Here is a 20,693-nt window from a genome sequence, read left to right as displayed (position 1 = left end):
CAGCCGGTCAGCCGGTCAGTCCGGTCCGTCCGGATCCCCGCCCGGCGGTTCGAGGAGTGCGGCCTGCTCCACCAGCGGGATGATCCGCAGCGGAACGGGGTTCTCCATCACGATCGCCGTGGCGGCCCGGACGATGCCATCAAAACCGACGACACGGTCGATCACCCGTTGGAGATCGGCGTTGGAGCGGGCCACGAGCCGGCACAGCATGTCCCCGCTGCCGGTCGTGGTGTGCAGCTCCAGGACCTCCGGCACGGTCGCCAAGTGTGCCCGGACGTCGGCCCCTTGGCCCTGCCGGATCTCCAGCGTCGCGAACGCCGTGACCGGGTAGCCGAGGGCCGCCGGATCCACCTGGGGCCCGAATCCGCGGATGACTCCGTTCGACTGAAGCCGGTCCAGCCGCGCCTGCACCGTCCCCCGTGCCACCCCGAGCCGCCGGGACATCTCCAGCACCCCGATCCGCGGCTCCCGCGCGAGGAGCAGGATGATCCGGCCGTCCAGCCGGTCGATCGCCACCCCGGCCTCCCCTCCTGGTCACCAGGTCACCACGTCACCTGGTCATCCTGTACAGACAGTCCGCCGATCGCGGCATCCCACTGGACAGAATGCCCAGTGAACACGCGAACTATTGCGCACCTTGCAGAGCTGGCCCACGCTGCACCTATGACGCAGACCACACACCACACTCCCGACACGACCGCCCGGCAGGCCGATCCCTTCCCGGTCAAGGGAATGGACGCGGTCGTCTTCGCCGTGGGCAACGCCAAGCAGGCGGCGCACTACTACTCCACCGCCTTCGGCATGACGCTGGTCGCCTACTCCGGACCGGAGACCGGCAGCCGCGAGAGCGCGAGCTACGTCCTGGAGAGCGGCTCCGCCCGCTTCGTGTTCACCTCGGTGATCAAGCCGTCCACCGAGTGGGGCACCTTCCTCGCCGACCACGTGGCCGCGCACGGCGACGGCGTCGTCGACCTCGCCATCGAGGTCCCGGACGCGCGCGCCGCGTTCGCCTACGCCGTCGAGCACGGCGCCCGTCCGCTCGCCGAGCCGTACGAACTGAAGGACGAGCACGGCACCGTCGTCCTCGCCGCGATCGCCACCTACGGCAGCACCCGGCACACCCTCGTCGAGCGCACCGGCTACGACGGGCCCTACCAGCCCGGCTTCGTCGCCGCCGAGCCGATCGTCGAACCGCCCGCCCGGCGCTCCTTCCAGGCCGTCGACCACTGCGTCGGCAACGTCGAACTCGGCCGGATGAACGAGTGGGTCGCGTTCTACAACAAGGTCATGGGCTTCACGAACATGAAGGAGTTCGTGGGCGACGACATCGCCACCGAGTACAGCGCGCTCATGTCGAAGGTGGTCGCCGACGGCACGCTCAAGGTCAAGTTCCCGATCAACGAGCCCGCCGTCGCCAAGAAGAAGTCCCAGATCGACGAGTACCTGGAGTTCTACGGCGGCGCCGGCGTCCAGCACATCGCGCTCAACACCAACGACATCGTGCACACGGTCCGCCAGATGCGCGCGGCCGGTGTGCGGTTCCTGGACACCCCGGACTCGTACTACGACACCCTGGGCGAGTGGGTCGGCGACACCCGGGTGCCGCTCGACACCCTGCGCGAGCTGAAGATCCTCGCCGACCGGGACGAGGACGGCTACCTGCTGCAGATCTTCACCAAGCCGGTCCAGGACCGGCCGACCGTGTTCTTCGAGATCATCGAGCGGCACGGCTCCATGGGCTTCGGCAAGGGCAACTTCAAGGCCCTCTTCGAGGCCATCGAGCGGGAGCAGGAGCGCCGCGGCAACCTGTGACCGGGTGACGGGTGACGGGTGACGGATGACGAGTGACGGGGGGCCGGTGACGGCGGGGGCCGGACACGAGCGAGTACCACTTCGTGCCCGGCCCCCCGCCGGTTCTCCTCACGACCAGTCCGGCGGCCCGTCCTCGACCGGTGGTTCGCCCAGCCGTTCCAGTGCCGCCTTCGCCTCGGGCACCCGGAGCGGGGAGAAGTACGGGTTGATGCTCAGGGCCTCCCGCAGATGCCGCCGCGCGGGCCCTCCCCCGAGCTCTCGGCTTCGCTCGGGCAGGGGGGACCCCCCTCGCCCCAGCTCGAGCTCGATCATGCCCCGGTGGAAGGCGTACAGCGCGCTGCGCACCCCGCCGCCGTGCGTCCCCTCCGTCGCCCGCACCGCGAACTCCAGCGCCTCCCCGGACCGCCCCGACCGGTGCAGCGCCCAGCCCAGCGCGTCGGCCACCGCCGTCGACGGCCGCCGCTCCCACGCCGTCCGCAGCCGCCGCACCGCGGCCCGGGGGTCCCCGTGGTCCGCCTCGAACCGGCCGAGGACCAGATTCCCGTCGGCCCCGTGCGCGGCGGCCTTCCGCACCAGCGAGCGCAGCAGGTCGTAGTGGACCCGGGCGGCCTGCCGCAGCCCCAGCGACTCGTACAGCTCGCCCAGTTCCAGCGCGTACTCGGGCAGCGGCCGGCGGGCCAGCGCCGTCCGGTAGGCGCTCAGCGCCTCCGCGTTCCGGCCGAGCGAGGCCAGTGCCCTGCCCTGTCCCGCCTGCGCCGCCCGCTGGTCCGGGTCGACCCGTACCGCTTCCTGGAAGTGCCGCAGGGCGTCCTCCCGGTCGCCGCGCTCCCAGGCCAGCTGCCCGGCCCGCTCCAGGTACGACGCCCGCTCGGCCGGTTCCCCCGACGCCGCGACGGCGTCGGCGAGCTGGGCCGCCGCGTCCTCCCGCCAGCCCTTGTCCCGGTACACGGCCGCCGCCCGCGCCATCACGGCCGGACCCGACCGCAACGCCTTCAGCCGGTCCAGCATCCTGCCCGCCGCCTCGCCGTCGCCGAGCCCGGCGTACGCCTCGATCAGCGGGGGATACGTCGTCCACCGCTTCGGCTCCAGCTTCAGCGCCCGCTCGCCCCACCCGAGGGCGGCGGAATGGTCACCGCGCGCGTTCGCCAGCGCCGCCAGAGCGCGCAGCGCCCCGGCGTTGCCCCGCGGCCGCACCTTCAGCGAGGTGCGCAGTGCCCGCTCGGCCCGCGAGTACCGCGCGGGGTCCGCCAGCCGCCGTCCCTGCTCCACCAGGGCCGCCCCGAGCACGGCCCAGGACTCCGCGTCCTTCGGACGTTCCTTCAGCAGCCGTTCCCGCTCCTCGACCAGCACCTCCAGATCGGGCAGTGACGCCGGCACCCCGCCGGCCACCGCCGCCCGCGCCCGTGCCCCGAGGGCCGGTTCAGGCGGCCCGTCCGCCCTGTGCCCCCACGGCAGCAGCACCAGCACCCCGCCGAGCACGGCACAGCCGGCGGCCGCCGAACGCCACCGCACCCGGCGCCCGTGACCCGCCCGCCCGCGGGTCTCGTTCCCGCCCCCGGTCTCCTGCGGTCTCCCGCCCCCGGTCTCCTGAGGTTTTCCGCCCCCGGTCTCCTGCGGCTTGTCGTCCATGGCGCACACTGTGCGTCACACCATCCGCCGATACGACGAACCACACCCCGGCTCACGACGCCTTACGGCCGGGTGACGTACGTGGGGTTCACACCGATGGCCCCGGGTGTCACGCTGTGATCGTGAGCCGTATCGAAACGCGACGCGATGAAGACACGGTGGCGGCCGGCCCTCTCGTCGGCCGGTTGCTCGACGGCCTGCCCCCCGAGGCGGTCCTCACCGACCCCGGCATCACGGTCTCCTACGCCAACGACATGGCGAGTTTCTGCCCGGCCGGCACCCCGGCGGTGGTCGTCCTGCCCCGCACGGTCGAACAGGTGCAGCACGTCATGCGCACCGCCACCGCCCTGCGCGTCCCCGTGGTCCCGCAGGGCGCCCGCACCGGCCTGTCCGGCGCCGCCAACGCGACCGACGGATGCATCGTGCTCTCCCTGACCAGGATGGACGCCATCCTGGAGATCAACCCCGTCGACCGGGTCGCCGTCGTCGAACCCGGCGTCGTCAACGCCACCCTCTCCCGCGCCGTCGGCGAACACGGCCTCTGCTACCCGCCCGACCCCTCCAGCTGGGAGACGTGCACCATCGGGGGCAACATCGGCACCGCCTCCGGCGGGCTGTGCTGCGTGAAGTACGGCGTCACCGCCGAGTACGTGCTCGGCCTCGACGTGGTCCTCGCCGACGGCCGCCTGATGTCCACCGGCCGCCGCACCGCCAAGGGCGTCGCCGGATACGACCTCACCCGCCTGTTCGTCGGCTCCGAGGGCTCCCTCGGCGTCGTCGTGCGCGCGACCCTCGCCCTGCGGCCCAAACCGCCCGAGCAGCTGGTGCTGGCCGCCGAGTTCGCCTCCGGCGCCGCCGCCTGCGACGCCGTGTGCCGCGTCATGGCCGGCGGGCACGTCCCCTCGCTCCTCGAGCTCATGGACCGTACGACGGTCAAGGCCGTCAACGACATGGCCCGGATGGGGCTGCCGGAGAGCACCGAGGCCCTGCTGCTCGCCGCGTTCGACACCGCCGACCCCGCCGCCGACCTCGCCGCCCTCGGCGCGCTGTGCGAGGCGGCCGGTGCCACCCGGGTCGTACCGGCCGAGGACGCCGCCGAGTCCGAACTGCTGCTCCACGCCCGGCGCCTGTCCCTGGTCGCCCTGGAGGCGGTCAAGGGCACCACGATGATCGACGACGTGTGCGTGCCCCGCTCCCGGCTCGGCGAACTCGTCGACGGCGTCGAGCGGATCGCCGAGAAGTACCGGCTCACCATCGGTGTCGTCGCCCACGCGGGGGACGGCAACACCCACCCGACCGTCTGCTTCGACGCCCAGGACCCCGACGAGTCGCGCCGCGCCCGCGAGTCCTTCGACGAGATCATGGCCCTCGGCCTGGAACTCGGCGGCACCATCACCGGTGAGCACGGCGTCGGCGTCCTGAAGAAGGAATGGCTGGCCCGCGAGATCGGCCCGGTGGGCCTGGAGATGCAGCGGGCCGTCAAACAGACCTTCGACCCGCTGAACCTCCTGAACCCGGGCAAGCTCTTCTGACCCGCTGACCCGCTGACCCGCTGACCCGCTGACCCGCTGACCCGCTGACCCGCTGACCCGCTGACCCGCTGACCCGTCGACCTTCTCCAGCGCCCCACGCCCTCACGGGGCGAGCAGCGCGGCCAGCTCGTCGTCGAGACCGAGCTGCTCGCTCTCGCTGCCCGGCGGCACCACCCGCAGCGTCCGCTCCAGCCACGACGACACCTGCGCCGTCGGTGCCTCCAGCAGGGCGTCCCCTTCGGGCGAGCTCAGCGCCACCAGGACGACGCCGCGTCCCTCCGCCTTCGACGGCCACACCCGCACGTCGCCGTGCCCGCACGGCCGGAGCACGCCCTCGATCAGCAGTTCGCGGGCGAACGTCCAGTGCACCGGCTGCCCGGAGTTGATGTGGAAGGTGATGTGCACGGCGTAGGGGTCGTCGGTGCGGTAGCCGAGCCGGGCCGGCACCGGGACGTCCCGCTCCGGCGACAGGATGAGCCGCAGTTCCACTTCGCGCTCCACCACGATGTCCATGGCGCAGGTCCTCTCTCTCGTGAACTCCCGTACACATGCCCGCGAAGGGCTGTCACAGGGGAGAGAGGGGGGAGGGCTTGGAGCATTACGCGGGTTCGCGGAAGTTTTTTCGTGCTAGCACATCGGTGCCCGAAAGGGGTGGGTCCGGCCGGACGGGCCCTGATGCTCGCACCCGTCTGATAAATGTGGTTCCCCCGACCCACCCGCGAGCAGATACGGGACGACGGACATGAGCGCCCCAACCCCGGCCCCCGGCGACGACACGCCGCGCGAAGGCTTCTACCCGGACCCGTCCATCCCCGGATATGTCCGGTACTGGAACGGTGCCTCCTGGGTACCGGGCACCAGCCGTCCGGCGCCGGAGGGCGGCGGCGCACCGCTCGCCCCGTCGGCGTCCGCCGGTGCCGCGTCCTCCGGTTCTGCCCCGGCGGTGCCCACCGTCGAGGAGACCGGCCCGCACTTCTTCGACGAGGACCCGGTCGACGCACCGCCGCCGTCACCACCAGCAGCGTCTTCTCCGCCTTCGCCCTCGCTCTCCCCGTCTCCGTCCTCCCCCTTCTCCCCGTCTCCCTCGCCGGCCGACTCGCAGCACGGCAGCCGGCCCGAGCCCGCCTCGGCGTGGGGCGCCGACCGCTCCCGCCAGTCCGGCTTCGGCGGCGGCCAGGACCGCCGGATCTCCTGGGGCGCGGACCCGAGAGCGGCGCACGCGTCCGACCCGGCGGGCGGCGCGTCCACGGGCGCGGGTACGGGCGGTGCGGATGTTGGTGCGGCGCCCGCGGGCAACACGTTCGCGTTCCGCCCGCCGACGGCCACGTCGCAGGGCGCGGACAGCGGTTCCGGCGGAGCCTCTCCATCCGCCGCGCCTTCCGACGGTGCGACCGCGGACGAGGGGACCATGACCATCCGTGCAGTCGGTCCGCGCCAGGGTTCTGGCGCGGCCTCCTCCGGGCGGCCCGGGTTCGGGGCCGGGAAGGCCGCCGCCGCCCGTGCCGCGCACACCGCCTCCGGACAGGCGGGGAGCGGGAGTCCGGCCGCGGCACCGGTGTCCGGGCCGCAGCAGGTCTCCCCGGCCCCGGCTCCGGCCGTCCCGTCACAGGCCACCGCACCGGCGCCGGGGCCCGCACCCACGACCGGGCCCGCCCCCGTCACGGCCCCCGCTGCCGTCTCCGGGCCGTTGTCGAGCGGTCACGGTGGCGGTCAGTCGTCCTGGGCACAGCAGGCGCACCGACCCGGGGACGGGCAGGAGCCGCCGGTCGCGCCGTGGAAGCCGCCGGTCGAGGACGTCTTCCAGGCCGCCGCCAGGCGTCAGGCCGCGGCCCGCCCCGCGGCGCTCGGCAAGCGGCTGATCGCGCGGCTGCTGGACACCGTGGTCCTCGGCGGCGTCACCGCCCTGGCCGCCGTACCGCTGGGCATCGCGGCGGCGGACCACATCGACGGGAAGATCGACGCGGCCAAGCTGTCCGGCGAGACCGTCACGGTGTGGCTGCTCGACGGCACCACGTCGGTCTATCTGGGCATCGTCCTCGCCGTCCTCCTCCTCGGCGGGATCCTCTACGAGGTGCTGCCCACCGCCAAGTGGGGCCGCACCCTGGGGAAGAAGCTGCTGGGTCTCGAGGTGCGGGACATCGAGGGGCACGACGTGCCCGGGTTCGGGGCGGCCCTGCGCCGCTGGCTGGCCTACAGCATCCCCGGGCTGCTCGTCGTCGGTGCGGTGGGCGTCCTGTGGTGCCTGTTCGACAAGCCGTGGCGGCAGTGCTGGCACGACAAGGCCGCGCACACGTTCGTGGCGGGCTGACCCGGCCGGGACCCCGGGGAATCTCCCGGGGGATCATCCCTGCGGACCGGCCGCGCGGGTGTCCGCGGCGCCGGTACTCCGGACGGCGGCTCGCCGGATGCGCGGCCGGGGGGTTCGCGGTCGACTCGGGCCATGAGTACCGAACCGCCCCCCGGCTCCGGTCAGCAGCCGCCGGACGACGACCCCTTCAGGAAGCACCCGCCACCCGGCGGCCGGCCCCCGCCGCAGCAGGGCGGCGGCCCGTACGGGAGCGGGGGCGGTGACCCCTACGGCGGAGGGGGTGGCCCTTACGGCGGTGGCGGCGGCGATCCCTACGGCGGTGGCCCCTACGGCGGTGGCGGCGGCCCCTACGGGGGCGGCGGTGGCAGCCCGTACGGCCCCGGCCCCGGCGACCCCCTCGCCGGGATGCCGCCGCTCGCCGACAGCGGCAGGCGCACCCTCGCCCGCATCATCGACATGATCCTGGTGGGCCTCGTCGTCTGGCTGCTCACCTGGCCGTTCGGTGTGAGCGAGTACAACGTGAACGGTGACGAGGTCAACGTGGGCAAGTCCTTCACCCAGTCCCTCGTCGCCGCGGTCCTCTACATCGCCTACGACACCTTCATGACGTCCCGTTCCGGGCAGACCCTCGGCAAGAAGTGGCTGAAACTGCGGGTGGCCGACCTCGCCAACGGCTCGACGCCCTCCGTGCAGACGTCGCTGATCCGCGCTCTCGTGCTGTGGGTGCCGTTCGCGTTCTGCTGCGCCTGCGTGTGGACCGTGATCGCGGGCGGCTGGAGCTTCTTCGACAAGCCCTACAAGCAGGGCCTGCACGACAAGGCCGCCAAGACGGTCGTGGTCAGCACGGGGTGACGCGAGACCGGCCGGGGCCGGCCGGCCCCGGTGACGGACGCCCGCGGCCGGCCGGTGTCGGGAAACCGTCCGCGTCACGAACCGTGTGTCAGGAAACCGCCCGCTCCCGTACGGCCTCCCGGGCCGCCGGCACGGTCGCCGGTGACGGCAGGGTCGCCCGGACCGGCTCCTGCGGCACCGACCGCCGCACCGGTGCGGTGCGGGGCCTCGGCCGAGGCACCGTCATGGCCACCAGCAGTCCGAGGGTGAGTGCCGCGACGACGACGAGCGCGATGCCCACGCCCGAACTCGTCTGCGACAACAGCAGCAGGGCGAAGGTGGAGAAGACCACGGTGCACGAACCGTAGGCGAACTGAGCGACAGTCGGACGGGGCATGGCCATCGTGTCCTCGTGAGTCGGGGGCTGTCGTCCTGGCATGCCACCGGCTCAACGGTGTGCCGCCAAGCGACTCTCACCGCGAGGGTGCCCGAGCGGAACGCACAGTAAGCGTGACCTAACCTACAGGACCGGTGCACAGGGGGCGCACGGAGTCATCTCGACGGTGAAACGAGCCCTCCGTGTCCGGCGGCAGACCCTCCGTGTCCGAAAAACGAACCCTGTCTCCGCATAATGCAGTTGAACTGTTCAAGTCAAGGTCTGTTTTTTCTGCTGAACCTTTAGTCAAATGTGGTCACTTGGCTACACGCGTTGATTACGTGTGCGCGGTCATCCGTCATCCGGACCCCACCTTCGCGCGCACGCACGCCAGAGGAGATCTCAAGTGACCAGTAGATCCTGGACGTTCAGAGCGGCCGCGACGGGCGTGGCACTCGCGGCGGTCACCGCCACCTGCTCTGCGTTCACCGTGGCCCAGGCCGACACGGCCGACGGGGCCGACCGGCCGGCCGGTGTGGACCGGCAGGACCCGGCGGAGCACCACCACGTCGAGCACGACCTCGAGGGCCCACTCTCCAAGACGCAGGACGCGCAGCGCCAGGAGGCCCTGCAGCAGGTCATATCCGGCGACTCCTCGGTCAGGGACCGGGACGGTTCGAAGGTCGTCGAGCTCAAGGGCAAGGACAGGAAAGGCAGCGGAAAGTACGTCGAGCTCGGCCGCGAGAAGACCGACAAGATCTTCACGATCCTGGTCGAGTTCGGCGACGAGATCGACAGCCGATACGGCGGCACCCCCGGCCCGCTGCACAACCAGATAGCCGAGCCGGACCGCAGCGCGGACAACTCCACCGCGTGGCAGGCGGACTACGACCAGAAGCACTTCGAGGACCTCTACTTCGGCACCGGCAAGGGTGTCGATTCGGTCAAGACGTACTTCGAGAAGCAGTCCTCGGGCCGCTACTCGGTCGAAGGCCAGGTCTCCGACTGGGTCAAGGTCCCCTACAACGAGGCCCGTTACGGCAACAACGCCTGCGGTCAGAGCACCTGCTCGAGCGTGTGGAACGTCGTCAGCGACGGTCTGAACGCGTGGGTCGCCCAGCAGAAGGCGGCGGGGGCGACCGACGCCGAGATCAAGGCGGACGCCGCGAAGTTCGACGAGTGGGACCGCTACGACTTCGACGGCGACGGCGACTTCAACGAGCCCGACGGCTACATCGACCACTTCCAGGTCGTGCACGCCGGCGAGGACGAGTCCGCCGGCGGCGGCGCCCAGGGCGAGGACGCGATCTGGGCCCACCGCTGGTACGCCTTCGGCAGCGACGCGGGCGCCACCGGCCCCGACCGGAACAAGCTCGGCGGCGCGCCCATCGGCGACACCGGCATCTGGGTCGGCGACTACACCATCCAGCCGGAGAACGGCGGACTCGGCGTCTACGCCCACGAGTACGGCCACGACCTCGGCCTGCCGGACCACTACGACACCGCCGGCGGCGAGAACTCCACCGGCTTCTGGACCCTGATGTCCTCCGGTTCCTGGCTCGGCCGGGGCGAGGGCGAGATCGGTGACCTGCCCGGCGACATGACCGCCTGGGACAAGCTCCAGCTGGGCTGGCTGGACTACGACACGGCCAAGGCCGCGACGAAGTCCCGGCACAAGCTGGGCTACGCCGAGTACAACACCAAGGACAAGCAGGCCCTCGTGGTCGAACTGCCCGAGAAGGAGGTCACCACCGAGGTCGTGGTCCCCGCCGAGGGCGAGACCCAGTGGTGGAGCGGCAGCGGTGACGACCTGCGGAACACGCTGACCCGTTCCGTGGACCTCACCGGCGCCTCGAGCGCCGAGCTGACCCTCGACGGCTGGTACGAGATCGAGGCCGAGTACGACTTCCTCTACGCCGAGGTCTCCACCGACGGCGGCGCCAACTGGACCGCCCTGGACGGCACGGTGGACGGGCAGCCGATCCCGCGCGACGGCAGCGACAAGCCGGCCCTGTCCGGCACGGTCGACGGCTACAAGCCGCTGGCGTACCCGCTGGACGCCTACGCCGGCCGGCAGATCGACCTGCGGTTCCGCTACCAGACCGACGGCGGCCTGGCGATGAAGGGCTTCGCGGCCGACCGGATCTCGGTGACCGCGGACGGCACCCCGCTGTTCACGGACAACGCCGAGACCGCGGACGACGCGTGGACGGCGAACGGCTTCTCCCGCATCGGCGCGTCGTTCACCAACGACTACGCGCAGTACTACATCGCCGAGAACCGTCAGTACGTGTCGTACGACACGACCCTCAAGACGGGTCCGTACAACTTCGGCTTCGCGAACAGCCGTCCGGACTGGGTGGAGCACTTCCCGTACCAGAACGGCCTGTTGATCTGGAAGTGGGACACCTCCCAGGCGGACAACAACACCAGCCGGCACCCGGGCGCCGGTCTGGTCCTGCCGGTCGACGCGCACCCGGCCGCGCTGAAGTGGTCCGACGGCACGCTGATGCGCAACCGCATCCAGACGTACGACTCGACGTTCAGCACCTTCCGCACGGACGGCCTCACGCTCCACAAGAACGACGTCACGACCAAGATCCGCCCGTCGAAGGGTGTGTCGGTCTTCAATGACCGCGCCCACACCTACTACGACGAGACGAACCCGGCCGGCGGCGTCAAGATCACTGACACCAACACGAAGATCAAGATCGTCAAGGAGGCCAGGAACGGCTCGACGATCCACCTGGAGGTAAGCCCCGCAACGAGGTAAACCCCGTCTTACCAGGCCAAAGCGTGATCGGCGGCAACCCCACTGGCGGGTTGCCGCCGATCCGTGTTTAGGTGCGTCCTGTGGCGCTCTTATTGACACCTGGTCCGACGGGGGTATGAATTCCATGGCCGCAGGAGGCTTCAGCAAGCTGCCGAACGGCACCGTGGTGGTGGCACTGAACCTGCCCAGCCCCGCCGCCGGCTCCGCCGGCTCCGTGCGCTTCCTCGTGCACGCGGGCAACAGGGCGCGCGCCCTGACCAGGCTGCGCAACCTGGGCCTGCGGGCCGTCTACCTGCGAGGCAACGCGGCCCCGCCGAGCGGCGACGAGATCACCGCGGTGCTGCACCACCCCGACGGCCTCATATGGCGGACGGCCCCCGACAGCCCGGCCCCCGACAGCACGGCCCCCGACAGCCCGGCCCTGGACAGCCCGGCTCCCGGCAACACGGTCCTGACCGGCCCGGACCTGCCCGGCCCCGGCCTGCCCGGTCGCGACGACCTGGTGGTCGAGCTGTGGCACCCGATCCGCGCCCTGCTCAGACGCCCCGCGGCCTCCGCCTGACCGAGGCCCGCACGCCCGGCGCGCGCCCGCTCCGACGGGGCTCGCCTACTGCACGACCGGCTTCCCCGAGAGCTCCACACCCGCCCCGCGCAGCTCCTCGAGCGCCCGCTCGGTGGTCCGGGCGGCCACGCCCGCGGTGAGGTCCAGCAGGACCTGGGTGCGGAAGCCCTCGCGGGCCGCGTCCAGGGCGGTCGCCCGGACGCAGTGGTCGGTGGCGATGCCCACCACGTCCACCTCGTCGATCTCCCGGGCGCGCAGCCAGTCGGCCAGCGGCACCCCGTTCTCCTCGGCCCCCTCGAAGCCGCTGTACGCCGCCGAGTACGCCCCCTTGTCGAAGACGGCGTCGACCGCGCCGGAGGCGACCGCGGGGGCGAAGTTCGGGTGGAAGCCGACGCCCTCCGTCCCGGCGACGCAGTGCGCGGGCCAGGAGTGGACGAAGTCGGGGTGGTCGGCGAAGTGGCCGCCGGGGGCGATGTGGTGGTCGCGGGTGGCCACCACGTGCCGGTACCCGGCCGGCACCCGTGCGATCAGCTCGGTGATGGCGGCGGCCACGTCCGCGCCGCCGGACACGGCGAGGCTGCCCCCCTCGCAGAAGTCGTTCTGCACGTCAACGACGATCAGGGCGCGGCGCATGGTCGGATTCCTTCGGCTGGGGGGCGGTCGAGAGGTCGGACGGGGGCGAGGGGCGGGTTCCCGGGACAGTCGTCAGTTACCCGAGTCCAGGTGCAGGTACTCCGTCGGGATGACGGGTTCCCCGTGGGACAGCTGGGTCGCGGACAGCGGCAGGCCGGCGCGGGCCGCCGCGTGCCGTGCGCGGAGCCGGTCCAGCGGCTCGCGCGCGGTCGCGGTCACCTCGCCGCCCTTGACCAGCTCCACCAGCAGCTGCCGGTCGGCCAGCTCCCCGGGTATCTGCCCGGTGCCGATCACCTCGGCCTCGGCGACGCCGTGCTCGTCCAGCCGCCGCGCGGCCCACTTGCGGCCGCCGATGGACGTCTTGCCGCCGGAGGACCGTTTCGCCACGGGTGTCAGCGGCGCCCCGGCGTCGGCGGACCGGGCGCGGGCGACCAGCTTGTAGACCATGGAGGCCGTCGGGTGCCCGGAACCGGTCACCAGCCGGGTGCCGACGCCGTACGCGTCCACCGGCGCGGCGGCCAGCGAGGCGATGGCGTACTCGTCGAGGTCCGAGGTCACGGTGATCTTCGTGCCGGTGGCGCCCAGCTCGTCCAGCTGCTGCCGCACCCGGTGCGCGACCAGCAGCAGGTCGCCGGAGTCGATCCGGACCGAGCCCAGGGACGGGCCGGCGACCTCGACGGCCGTACGGACGGCCTCGGCCACGTCGTAGGTGTCCACCAGGAGCGTCGTACCGGCGCCGAGGGAGTCCACCTGCGCGCGGAAGGCGTCCCGCTCGCTGTCGTGCACCAGGGTGAAGGCGTGGGCGGAGGTGCCCACGGTCGGGATGTTGTAACGGAACCCGGCCGCCAGGTCGGAGGTGGAGGTGAAGCCGCCGACGTAGGCGGCCCGGGAGGCGGCCACCGCGGCCAGCTCGTGGGTGCGCCGGGCGCCCATCTCGATCAGCGGCCGGTCCCCGGCGGCCGACGACATCCGGGAGGCCGCCGCGGCGATCGCCGAGTCGTGGTTGAGGATCGACAGGATCACCGTCTCCAGCAGCACGCACTCCGCGAAGCTGCCCTCGACCCGCATGACCGGCGAGCCCGGGAAGTACACCTCGCCCTCCGGGTAGCCCCAGATGTCCCCGGAGAAGCGGTAGTCGGCCAGCCAGTCGAGGGTCGGCCCGTCGACGACGTCCTTCTCGCGCAGGAAGTCGAGGACGGGGCCCTCGAAACGGAAGTTCTCCACCGCGTCCAGGACCCGCCCGGTGCCGGCCACGACGCCGTAGCGGCGGCCCTCCGGCAGGCGCCGGGTGAAGACCTCGAAGACGCTGCGCCGTTCGGCGGTGCCACCGCTCAGGGCGGCCCGCAGCATCGTCAGCTCGTAGTGGTCGGTGAAGAGTGCCGTCGACGGAACCGCCACCGGCAGCCCAAGGTCCGCTGTGTTCATACGACGGATGCTACCCCCTTTTCGTCGTTCTGACGATTTCGGTTTCCGTTCCCGGCCCGCAGCGCTCCGCAGGGGCCGGCGAGGGCCGGTTTGTACTCCCGGCCCCTTCCGGTGGCAGCATGGGCGGTGTGACGTCACCCGCACCCCTGGAGATCGAACGCACCGAGTCGGCGGAAGAGGCTTTCGCCGCGCCCGAGCCCGACGTCCCCTGGATCACCCTCGTCCACAACGACCCGGTCAACCTCATGAGCTACGTGACGTACGTCTTCCAGACGTACTTCGGCTACTCCAAGGACAAGGCCACCAAGCTCATGCTCGATGTCCACCACAAGGGCCGGGCCGTCGTCTCCAGCGGCTCCCGCGAGGAAATGGAGCGCGACGTCCAGGCCATGCACGGCTACGGCCTGTGGGCCACGCTCCAGCAGGACCGGAAGTAGCCCGCCGCCCGGACCGGAGGCGACCCGCCGGCCGGACCGGAAGCAGCCCGCCCATGACCCGCCCCCGCCCGCAGGACCGGAAGTAGCGAATCGCCTCCATGCCAGGACACTTCGAACCGCTCCCCGGCGGCGGCGCGGCCGTCGCCCTCGACGACGTCGAGATCTCCATCATCCGGTCCCTGGCCGTGCAGCTCATGGAGCTGATCGGCCCCGGCCCGGCCGCGGAGGCCCCCGACGACCCGCTCGCCGAACTCTTCGCCGAGGGCCCGAGCGAACCGCCCGCCGACCCCGTGCTGCGCCGCCTCTTCCCGGACGCCTACGGTGACCCCGACGAGTCCGCCCCGGCCAGGGACGCCGAGGAACGGCGGGCGCACTCCGCGGAGTTCCGCCGCTTCACCGAGAACGACCTGCGGGCCGGCAAGCGCGAGAACGCCCTCGCGGTGATCCGCTCCCTGGACGGGCTCGCCGCGGCCGGCGGGGGAGGGGCGGTGCTCAAGCTCTCCGCCGAGGAGTCCCGGCAGTGGCTCGGCGCGCTGAACGACCTGCGCCTGGCGATCGGGTCCCGGCTGCAGATCGACGACGAGGACGACACCGACCTCCTCTTCCACCTCCCGGACGAGGACCCGCGCAAGCCCATGGTGATGGCCTACCTGTGGCTCGGCGGCCTCCAGGAAACCCTGGTATCGACCCTCATGCCGTAAACCCGCGGTCATGCCGTAGCGCCACGCCGGATATCCGGAAAAGTCCGCTGATCCGTTCGCTCAGGGGATCCTCAAATCCGGATAACGATCCTGTCACCACCCCTTCTGTTTACCGCGTTCGGGCGACGTCGTGTGACGTGCGTCACCCAACTATGCGTAAACGGCGTGGTAAAACCTGGCAACTCGCTTGCGGCGCCGACCTCGCCGTGACCGGGGGAAGCCGCTGTGATCGGGAAAGCCGGTTGCTGCCGGTGCTCCGTCGCCGAACGGACGACGGCGTCCGTACATGTCGCAGGTCATGTGCCGGACGTCGCACCGCTCTGCTGCGCCACGTCAGCACATCCCCACCCCTTGAGGTAGCTCGATGTCACTCGACTCCATCACCACATCCATCGACGACGCAGTCAGCGATTTCTTCGATCCCGTCGCGACCGCGGTCGGCGACATCGTCTTCTACACCGTCCCCGTCGGCGGCACCGACCTTCCGCTGATCGTGGCCTGGCTGGTGATCGCGGGCCTGGTCTTCACCTCCTGGTTCGGCCTCGTCCAGGTGCGCAAGTTCAAGCTCGCCCTCGACGTCGTGCGCGGCAAGTACGACGAGGAGGGCTCGCCCGGCGAGGTCAACCACTTCCAGGCGCTCACCGCCGCCGTCTCCGGCACCGTCGGCCTCGGCAACATCGCCGGTGTCGCCGTCGCCGTCTCCATCGGCGGTCCCGGTGCCACGTTCTGGATGATCCTCTGCGGTCTGCTCGGCATGGCGACCAAGTTCGTCGAGGTCACCCTCGGCGTGAAGTACCGCGAGGAGCACCCGGACGGCACCGTCTCCGGCGGGCCCATGCACTACCTGCCCAAGGGCCTCGCCGAGCGCTTCGGCAGCGCCGGCGCCAAGCTCGGCAAGGTGCTCGCCGTGCTGGCCTCGGTCATGATCCTCTTCTTCGGCCTCTTCGGCGGCAACCTGTTCCAGACCAACCAGAGCTACGCCCAGATCTCCTCGACCTTCGGCGGCGAGGACGGCTTCATGGCCTCCTCCGCCGGCGCCGTGCTCTTCGGCCTGGTCGTCGCCGCCCTGGTCGGCCTCGTCCTGCTCGGCGGCATCCGCTCCATCGCCTCCGTCACCAGCCGCCTGGTCCCGGCGATGGCCATCATGTACGTCGCCGCCTGCCTCGTCGTCATCCTGGTCAACGTCACCGCGGTGCCCGACGCGATCGGGACCATCATCGACGGCGCCTTCGACCCCGAGGGGGTCGCGGGCGGTGTGATCGGCGCCCTGATCGTCGGCTTCCAGCGGGCCGCCTTCTCCAACGAGGCCGGTCTCGGGTCCGCCCCGATCGCCCACTCCGCGGTCAAGACCAAGCACCCCGCGAGCGAGGGCCTGGTCGCCCTCCTCGAGCCGTTCATCGACACGGTCGTCATCTGCACCATGACCGCGCTGACCATCGTCATCGCCAACCCCGCCAGCTGGGGCGAGGCCCGCGAGGGCGAGAGCATCGGCGGCGTCACCATCACCTCCGACGCCTTCGAGACCGTCCTGCCCTGGTTCCCGAACCTGCTGACGGTCGCGGTGCTGCTGTTCGCCTTCTCCACGATCCTCACCTGGGGCTACTACGGCCTCAAGGCCTGGTCGTACCTCTTCGGCCGGAGCAAGGTCAGCGAGATCACCTTCAAGGCCGTGTGGAGCGTGTTCGTGGTCGCGGGCTCCCTGCTCTCCCTCGACTCCCTGATCAGCCTCGCCGACTCGGCGCTCTTCCTGCTCGCCGTGTTCAACATCATCGGCCTCTACCTGCTGGCCCCCGTGGTCAAGCGGGAGCTGGACTCCTTCCTGGAGTACGTCCGGGTCCGCAAGGCCCGCCAGGCCGGGGACTCCGTGCCCGACACGGACGAGACGGAGACCGCGAAGGCCCTCTGACTCCCGAGGCGACCGGCCGGAAACCTCCGGCCGTCCGGCCGGTGACCCCCAGGTGTCCGGCATCCGGGCCGCTCCGTACCACCCCTCGGTACGGAGCGGCCCGTCTGTCTATCCTGAGCCCCATGCTGACCATCACCCAGGAGCTGTACGACCGGATCGTCGCCCACGCGCGCGAGGACCACCCCGACGAGGCGTGCGGCGTGGTGGCGGGCCCGGCGGGCTCCGGCCGCCCCGAGCGTTTCGTGCCCATGCTGAACGCGGCCCGCTCGCCCACGTTCTACGAGTTCGACTCGAAGGACCTGCTCAAGCTGTACCGCGAGATGGACGACAACGACGAGGAGCCGGTGATCGTCTACCACTCGCACACCGCGACCGAGGCCCACCCCTCCCGCACCGACATCTCCCTCGCGAGCGAGCCCGGCGCCCACTACGTCCTGGTCTCCACCGCCGACACCGACGGCCTCGGCGACTTCCAGTTCCGTTCCTTCCGGATCGTGGACGGCGAGGTGACGGAGGAGGAGGTCGAGGTCGTCGAGGCGTACTGAGCCCGCGCGACGCCCCCGACCAGCCTCTTCCCACATACCGATCACTCACCTTCCGGAGTGTGAGACGGTACTCGGATCTGGCCGTCGGGAATCGATACGATGACCCCATGGTTCTCCCTGACGTGAGCGACAAGACGCCGGGCAAGCTGCTCGTGGCGCGGCTGCACGTCGACCTGTGCCGACTCGCCAGCGCCATCTGTTGATACCGAGCCTCCCGCCGTACGGCCCGTGAGCCCCGGCGGCACCACCGCGTACGCACACCCACGCACCGCCCGCACTGCCGCGCGCCCACTGACCAGACGACATCACCGAAGGAGCCCTCCGCCATGGCCATCGAGGTCCGGATCCCGACCATCCTCCGCCAGTACACCGACGGTCAGAAGGCGGTGGAGGGTACCGGAAACACCCTCACCGAGCTCTTCGCCGACCTCGAGAGCCGGCACGCCGGCATCCGGGCCCGCCTCGTCGACGACGCCAACGGCGACCAGCTGCGCCGCTTCGTCAACGTGTACCTCAACGACGAGGACGTCCGCTTCCTCGACGGCATCAACACCAAGCTGACCGACGGCGACAGCATCACGATCCTGCCGGCCGTGGCCGGCGGCATGGCCTGATCCGGATGCGCTACGACTCGCCGCTGGCCGCGGTCGGCAACACCCCGCTGGTGTGTCTGCCGCGGCTCTCGCCGTCGGCCGACGTCCGTATCTGGGCGAAGCTCGAGGACCGCAACCCGACCGGTTCGATCAAGGACCGTCCGGCCATGTTCATGATCGAGCAGGCGGAGAAGGACGGCCGGCTCACCCCGGGCTGCACCATCCTGGAGCCGACGTCCGGCAACACCGGCATCTCCCTGGCCATGGCCGCCAAGCTCAAGGGCTACCGCATGGTGTGCGTGATGCCCGAGAACACCTCGCAGGAACGCCGGGACCTCCTGTCCATGTGGGGCGCGGAGATCATCTCCTCACCGGCCGCGGGCGGCTCCAACACCGCCGTGCGGGTCGCCAAGGAGATCGGCGCCGAGCACCCGGACTGGGTGATGCTCTACCAGTACGGAAACCCGGACAACGCGGGCGCCCACTACGTGACCACCGGCCCGGAGATCCTCGCCGACCTGCCCTCCGTCACGCACTTCGTGGCCGGCCTCGGCACCACCGGCACCCTCATGGGCGTCGGCCGCTACCTGCGCGAGCACAAGCCGGACGTGCGGATCGTCGCCGCCGAACCCCGCTACGACGACCTGGTCTACGGGCTGCGCAACCTCGACGAGGGCTTCGTCCCCGAGCTGTACGACGCCTCCGTCCTCACCACCCGCTTCTCGGTCGGCTCCGCCGACGCCGTCACCCGGACCCGTGAACTCCTCCAGCAGGAAGGCATCTTCGCCGGTGTCTCCACCGGGGCCGCCCTGCACGCCGCGATCGGCGTCGCGAACAAGGCGCTCAAGGCGGGGGAGAGCGCCGACGTCGTCTTCGTCGTCGCCGACGGCGGCTGGAAGTACCTGTCGACCGGCGTCTACACCGCCGCCACGACGGAGGAAGCCATCGAAACGCTCCAGGGCCAGCTCTGGGCGTGACCCACGAGGGCAGCAGACGCACCAGGCGCAGTAAGAAGGGGCCGGAGATCCACTCCGGCCCCTTCGCCGTTCCTCCGGCGCGTCCCGCGTCCGCTGCCGCGCTCACCCCGCCAGATGCCGGACCCGGTCCCACACCTCCGGGTCCACGACCCCCACCCGGCGCCGGAACTCCCGTACCGGGACCTCGCGCAGCTCGTCCGCCTCCAGGAAACTCGCCCGCCCCCGGGCGTCCCCGACGGACCCCTCGGGCAGCGGGATCACCCCGGCGCGGCCGTCCCGGAAGCGGGTCGTGATCTTCGCGACGGTCGCCCGCTCCCCGCGCACCGCCAGTACCAGACACGGCCGGTCCTTCGACGCCCCGTCTCCCGACGGCGCCCCGTTCCCCGCCCGTGCCCCGTTCCCCGCCCGCGGCACATCCTCGTAGGGCACGTCGGCCCACCAGATCTCCGCGGGCCGCGGCCGGCCGCCCCCGTCGTCCGTCACCGTCCCCGGCCCGGCCGGCGCGCTCCGTCCGCGGGACCGGTGCCCCCGGCCCCATCCGTCGACGAGCGCGGCGACCAGTGCGAGCAGGACCACCGCGACGAGTGCGAGCCACCAGGACGTGTTCATGAGCCGACGGTACCGGCGCGGGCAGCACCCGTGCGCCCTCCCGCACGCCCCACGTGACCCGCTTCCAGCCGAACCGGTGACAGCGCAGGTGAGTTCCCCCACAACCGCCTCTGGCGGAGGAGCGACCGAAGGTTTTGCGCCTTACGCTCGATGAACCGCACGACCCCCGTTTTCACTCCCCCGCCAGCGGAGGTTTCTGCTTCATGAAGCTCACCGTCGTCGGCTGCTCGGGGTCGTTCCCGTCCGCGGAATCGGCCTGCTCGAGCTACCTCGTCGAGGCCGACGGCTTCCGGCTGCTCCTCGACATGGGCAACGGTGCCCTGGGCGAGTTGCAGCGACACTGCGGTCTCTACGACCTCGACGCGATCTTCCTCAGCCATCTGCACGCCGACCACTGCATCGACATGTGCGCGTACTTCGTCGCGCGCTACTACCGGCACGACGGAGGCCGCTGCGACCCGATCCCGGTCCACGGACCCGAGGGCACCGAGCACCGGCTGACCACCGCCTACGCCGACACCCCCTCGGCCTCCTCCATGAGCGAGGTCTTCGACTTCCACACGGTCAAGCCGTCGACCTTCGAGCTCGGCCCGTTCGTCGTGCACACCGAACGCGTCGCGCACCCGGTGGAGGCGTACGCCATCCGTCTCGAGCACGGAGGGAAGTCGCTGACGTACTCCGGCGACACCGGAGTGAGTACGGCGCTCGACGAACTCGCCCACGACACCGACCTGTTCCTGTGCGAGGCCGCCTTCACCGACGGCAAGGAGAACATCCCCGACCTGCATCTCAACGGCCGCGAGGCGGGTGAGTCGGCGGCCCGCGCCCGTGCCCGCCGGCTGGTCCTCACCCACATCGCCCCGTGGACCGACCCGCGGGTCAACCTCGCCGACGCCCGCAGGGCCTACGGCGGTCCGGTGGAACTGGCGGCGCCCGGCGCGACGTACGTGATCTGACCCCCCGTACCCCGCCGCCTGCTTGCCCGCACGGTTTGAACGCACCGAGGCCCCGCAGCCGTCGTCCTCGACGGCTCCGGGGCCTCGG

General features: G+C 71.5%; 21 protein-coding genes. 14 read left to right on the top strand and 7 right to left on the bottom strand.

Annotated features, from left to right (window positions below; translation table 11 throughout):
- Positions 1-15: 15 nt before the first annotated feature.
- A complete protein-coding gene (locus ACFWVE_RS09140) occupies positions 16-516 on the bottom strand; it encodes an Lrp/AsnC family transcriptional regulator (protein ID WP_383811095.1) in 501 nt (166 codons plus the stop codon).
- A gap of 147 nt (positions 517-663) precedes the next feature.
- Between ACFWVE_RS09140 and hppD the strand changes: the two genes are divergently transcribed.
- Positions 664-1,812: a 4-hydroxyphenylpyruvate dioxygenase gene (hppD, locus tag ACFWVE_RS09135; RefSeq protein ID WP_384009732.1), complete on the top strand. Its 1,149-nt coding sequence runs from the start codon at positions 664-666 to the stop codon at positions 1,810-1,812.
- A 108-nt stretch (positions 1,813-1,920) separates the two neighbouring features.
- Here hppD and ACFWVE_RS09130 read toward each other — a convergent pair whose 3' ends face one another.
- Positions 1,921-3,441, bottom strand: coding sequence for a tetratricopeptide repeat protein (locus tag ACFWVE_RS09130; protein WP_384009730.1), 1,521 nt, complete (start codon positions 3,439-3,441; stop codon positions 1,921-1,923).
- 116 nt (positions 3,442-3,557) lie between these two features.
- Here ACFWVE_RS09130 and ACFWVE_RS09125 point away from each other — a divergent pair, with 116 nt between their 5' ends.
- Positions 3,558-4,973 (top strand): FAD-binding oxidoreductase, encoded by a 1,416-nt coding sequence (locus ACFWVE_RS09125; RefSeq protein WP_384009728.1) that lies wholly within the window; start codon positions 3,558-3,560, stop codon positions 4,971-4,973.
- Between the two features lie 102 nt (positions 4,974-5,075).
- Here the strand turns inward: ACFWVE_RS09125 and ACFWVE_RS09120 are convergent, their stop codons facing one another.
- On the bottom strand, positions 5,076-5,486 hold the full coding sequence (locus tag ACFWVE_RS09120; RefSeq protein ID WP_384009726.1) for an SsgA family sporulation/cell division regulator: 411 nt from the start codon (positions 5,484-5,486) through the stop codon (positions 5,076-5,078).
- Between the two features lie 229 nt (positions 5,487-5,715).
- Here ACFWVE_RS09120 and ACFWVE_RS09115 point away from each other — a divergent pair, with 229 nt between their 5' ends.
- On the top strand, positions 5,716-7,281 hold the full coding sequence (locus ACFWVE_RS09115) for an RDD family protein (protein WP_384009725.1): 1,566 nt from the start codon (positions 5,716-5,718) through the stop codon (positions 7,279-7,281).
- Positions 7,282-7,413: 132 nt separating this feature from the next.
- Positions 7,414-8,133 carry an RDD family protein gene (locus ACFWVE_RS09110; protein WP_384009723.1) on the top strand — a complete coding sequence of 240 codons (720 nt, stop codon included), beginning with the start codon at positions 7,414-7,416 and terminating at the stop codon, positions 8,131-8,133.
- Between the two features lie 88 nt (positions 8,134-8,221).
- Here ACFWVE_RS09110 and ACFWVE_RS09105 read toward each other — a convergent pair whose 3' ends face one another.
- Entirely contained in the window at positions 8,222-8,515 is a 294-nt protein-coding gene (locus ACFWVE_RS09105; protein WP_384009721.1) for a hypothetical protein, read from the bottom strand.
- A gap of 379 nt (positions 8,516-8,894) precedes the next feature.
- Here ACFWVE_RS09105 and ACFWVE_RS09100 point away from each other — a divergent pair, with 379 nt between their 5' ends.
- Together ACFWVE_RS09100 and ACFWVE_RS09095 are read left to right on the top strand one after the other, a co-directional pair.
- The gene (locus tag ACFWVE_RS09100; RefSeq protein WP_384009719.1) at positions 8,895-11,261 is read left to right on the top strand and encodes an immune inhibitor A domain-containing protein; all 2,367 of its coding nucleotides are present in this window, start codon (positions 8,895-8,897) and stop codon (positions 11,259-11,261) included.
- Between the two features lie 124 nt (positions 11,262-11,385).
- On the top strand, positions 11,386-11,823 hold the full coding sequence (locus ACFWVE_RS09095) for a hypothetical protein (RefSeq protein WP_384009718.1): 438 nt from the start codon (positions 11,386-11,388) through the stop codon (positions 11,821-11,823).
- Between the two features lie 45 nt (positions 11,824-11,868).
- On the opposite strand, the gene ACFWVE_RS09090 is transcribed toward ACFWVE_RS09095, so the two are convergent.
- Positions 11,869-12,456: a nicotinamidase gene (locus ACFWVE_RS09090; RefSeq protein WP_384009716.1), complete on the bottom strand. Its 588-nt coding sequence runs from the start codon at positions 12,454-12,456 to the stop codon at positions 11,869-11,871.
- A 72-nt stretch (positions 12,457-12,528) separates the two neighbouring features.
- Positions 12,529-13,881, bottom strand: coding sequence for a nicotinate phosphoribosyltransferase (locus ACFWVE_RS09085; protein ID WP_384009714.1), 1,353 nt, complete (start codon positions 13,879-13,881; stop codon positions 12,529-12,531).
- Positions 13,882-14,000: 119 nt separating this feature from the next.
- Between ACFWVE_RS09085 and clpS the strand changes: the two genes are divergently transcribed.
- The 7 genes from clpS to ACFWVE_RS09050 all read left to right on the top strand — a co-directional run bounded on the left by clpS (position 14,001) and on the right by ACFWVE_RS09050 (position 19,040).
- Positions 14,001-14,318, top strand: coding sequence for an ATP-dependent Clp protease adapter ClpS (gene clpS / locus ACFWVE_RS09080; protein ID WP_384009712.1), 318 nt, complete (start codon positions 14,001-14,003; stop codon positions 14,316-14,318).
- 98 nt (positions 14,319-14,416) lie between these two features.
- Positions 14,417-15,019: a DUF2017 domain-containing protein gene (locus ACFWVE_RS09075; RefSeq protein WP_384009710.1), complete on the top strand. Its 603-nt coding sequence runs from the start codon at positions 14,417-14,419 to the stop codon at positions 15,017-15,019.
- Between the two features lie 364 nt (positions 15,020-15,383).
- A complete protein-coding gene (locus tag ACFWVE_RS09070; protein ID WP_384009708.1) occupies positions 15,384-16,925 on the top strand; it encodes an alanine/glycine:cation symporter family protein in 1,542 nt (513 codons plus the stop codon).
- A gap of 122 nt (positions 16,926-17,047) precedes the next feature.
- Positions 17,048-17,470 carry a Mov34/MPN/PAD-1 family protein gene (locus ACFWVE_RS09065; protein WP_384009707.1) on the top strand — a complete coding sequence of 141 codons (423 nt, stop codon included), beginning with the start codon at positions 17,048-17,050 and terminating at the stop codon, positions 17,468-17,470.
- Positions 17,471-17,577: 107 nt separating this feature from the next.
- Positions 17,578-17,673: a putative leader peptide gene (locus ACFWVE_RS09060; RefSeq protein ID WP_384009706.1), complete on the top strand. Its 96-nt coding sequence runs from the start codon at positions 17,578-17,580 to the stop codon at positions 17,671-17,673.
- A gap of 123 nt (positions 17,674-17,796) precedes the next feature.
- Entirely contained in the window at positions 17,797-18,084 is a 288-nt protein-coding gene (locus ACFWVE_RS09055; protein ID WP_384009704.1) for a MoaD/ThiS family protein, read from the top strand.
- 5 nt (positions 18,085-18,089) lie between these two features.
- Positions 18,090-19,040, top strand: a complete 951-nt coding sequence (locus ACFWVE_RS09050) for a PLP-dependent cysteine synthase family protein (protein WP_384009702.1) — start codon at positions 18,090-18,092, stop codon at positions 19,038-19,040.
- A 102-nt stretch (positions 19,041-19,142) separates the two neighbouring features.
- Here ACFWVE_RS09050 and ACFWVE_RS09045 read toward each other — a convergent pair whose 3' ends face one another.
- Positions 19,143-19,649 carry a type II toxin-antitoxin system PemK/MazF family toxin gene (locus tag ACFWVE_RS09045; protein WP_384009700.1) on the bottom strand — a complete coding sequence of 169 codons (507 nt, stop codon included), beginning with the start codon at positions 19,647-19,649 and terminating at the stop codon, positions 19,143-19,145.
- 203 nt (positions 19,650-19,852) lie between these two features.
- Here ACFWVE_RS09045 and ACFWVE_RS09040 point away from each other — a divergent pair, with 203 nt between their 5' ends.
- Entirely contained in the window at positions 19,853-20,605 is a 753-nt protein-coding gene (locus tag ACFWVE_RS09040) for an MBL fold metallo-hydrolase (protein WP_384009698.1), read from the top strand.
- Positions 20,606-20,693 lie beyond the last annotated feature (88 nt).

Source organism: Streptomyces sp. NPDC058632 (assembly GCF_042717095.1).
In the GTDB taxonomy this organism is placed as follows: domain Bacteria; phylum Actinomycetota; class Actinomycetes; order Streptomycetales; family Streptomycetaceae; genus Streptomyces.
Note: the sequence above shows the minus strand (reverse complement) of the source record. Positions and strands in the feature narration are given on the sequence as shown.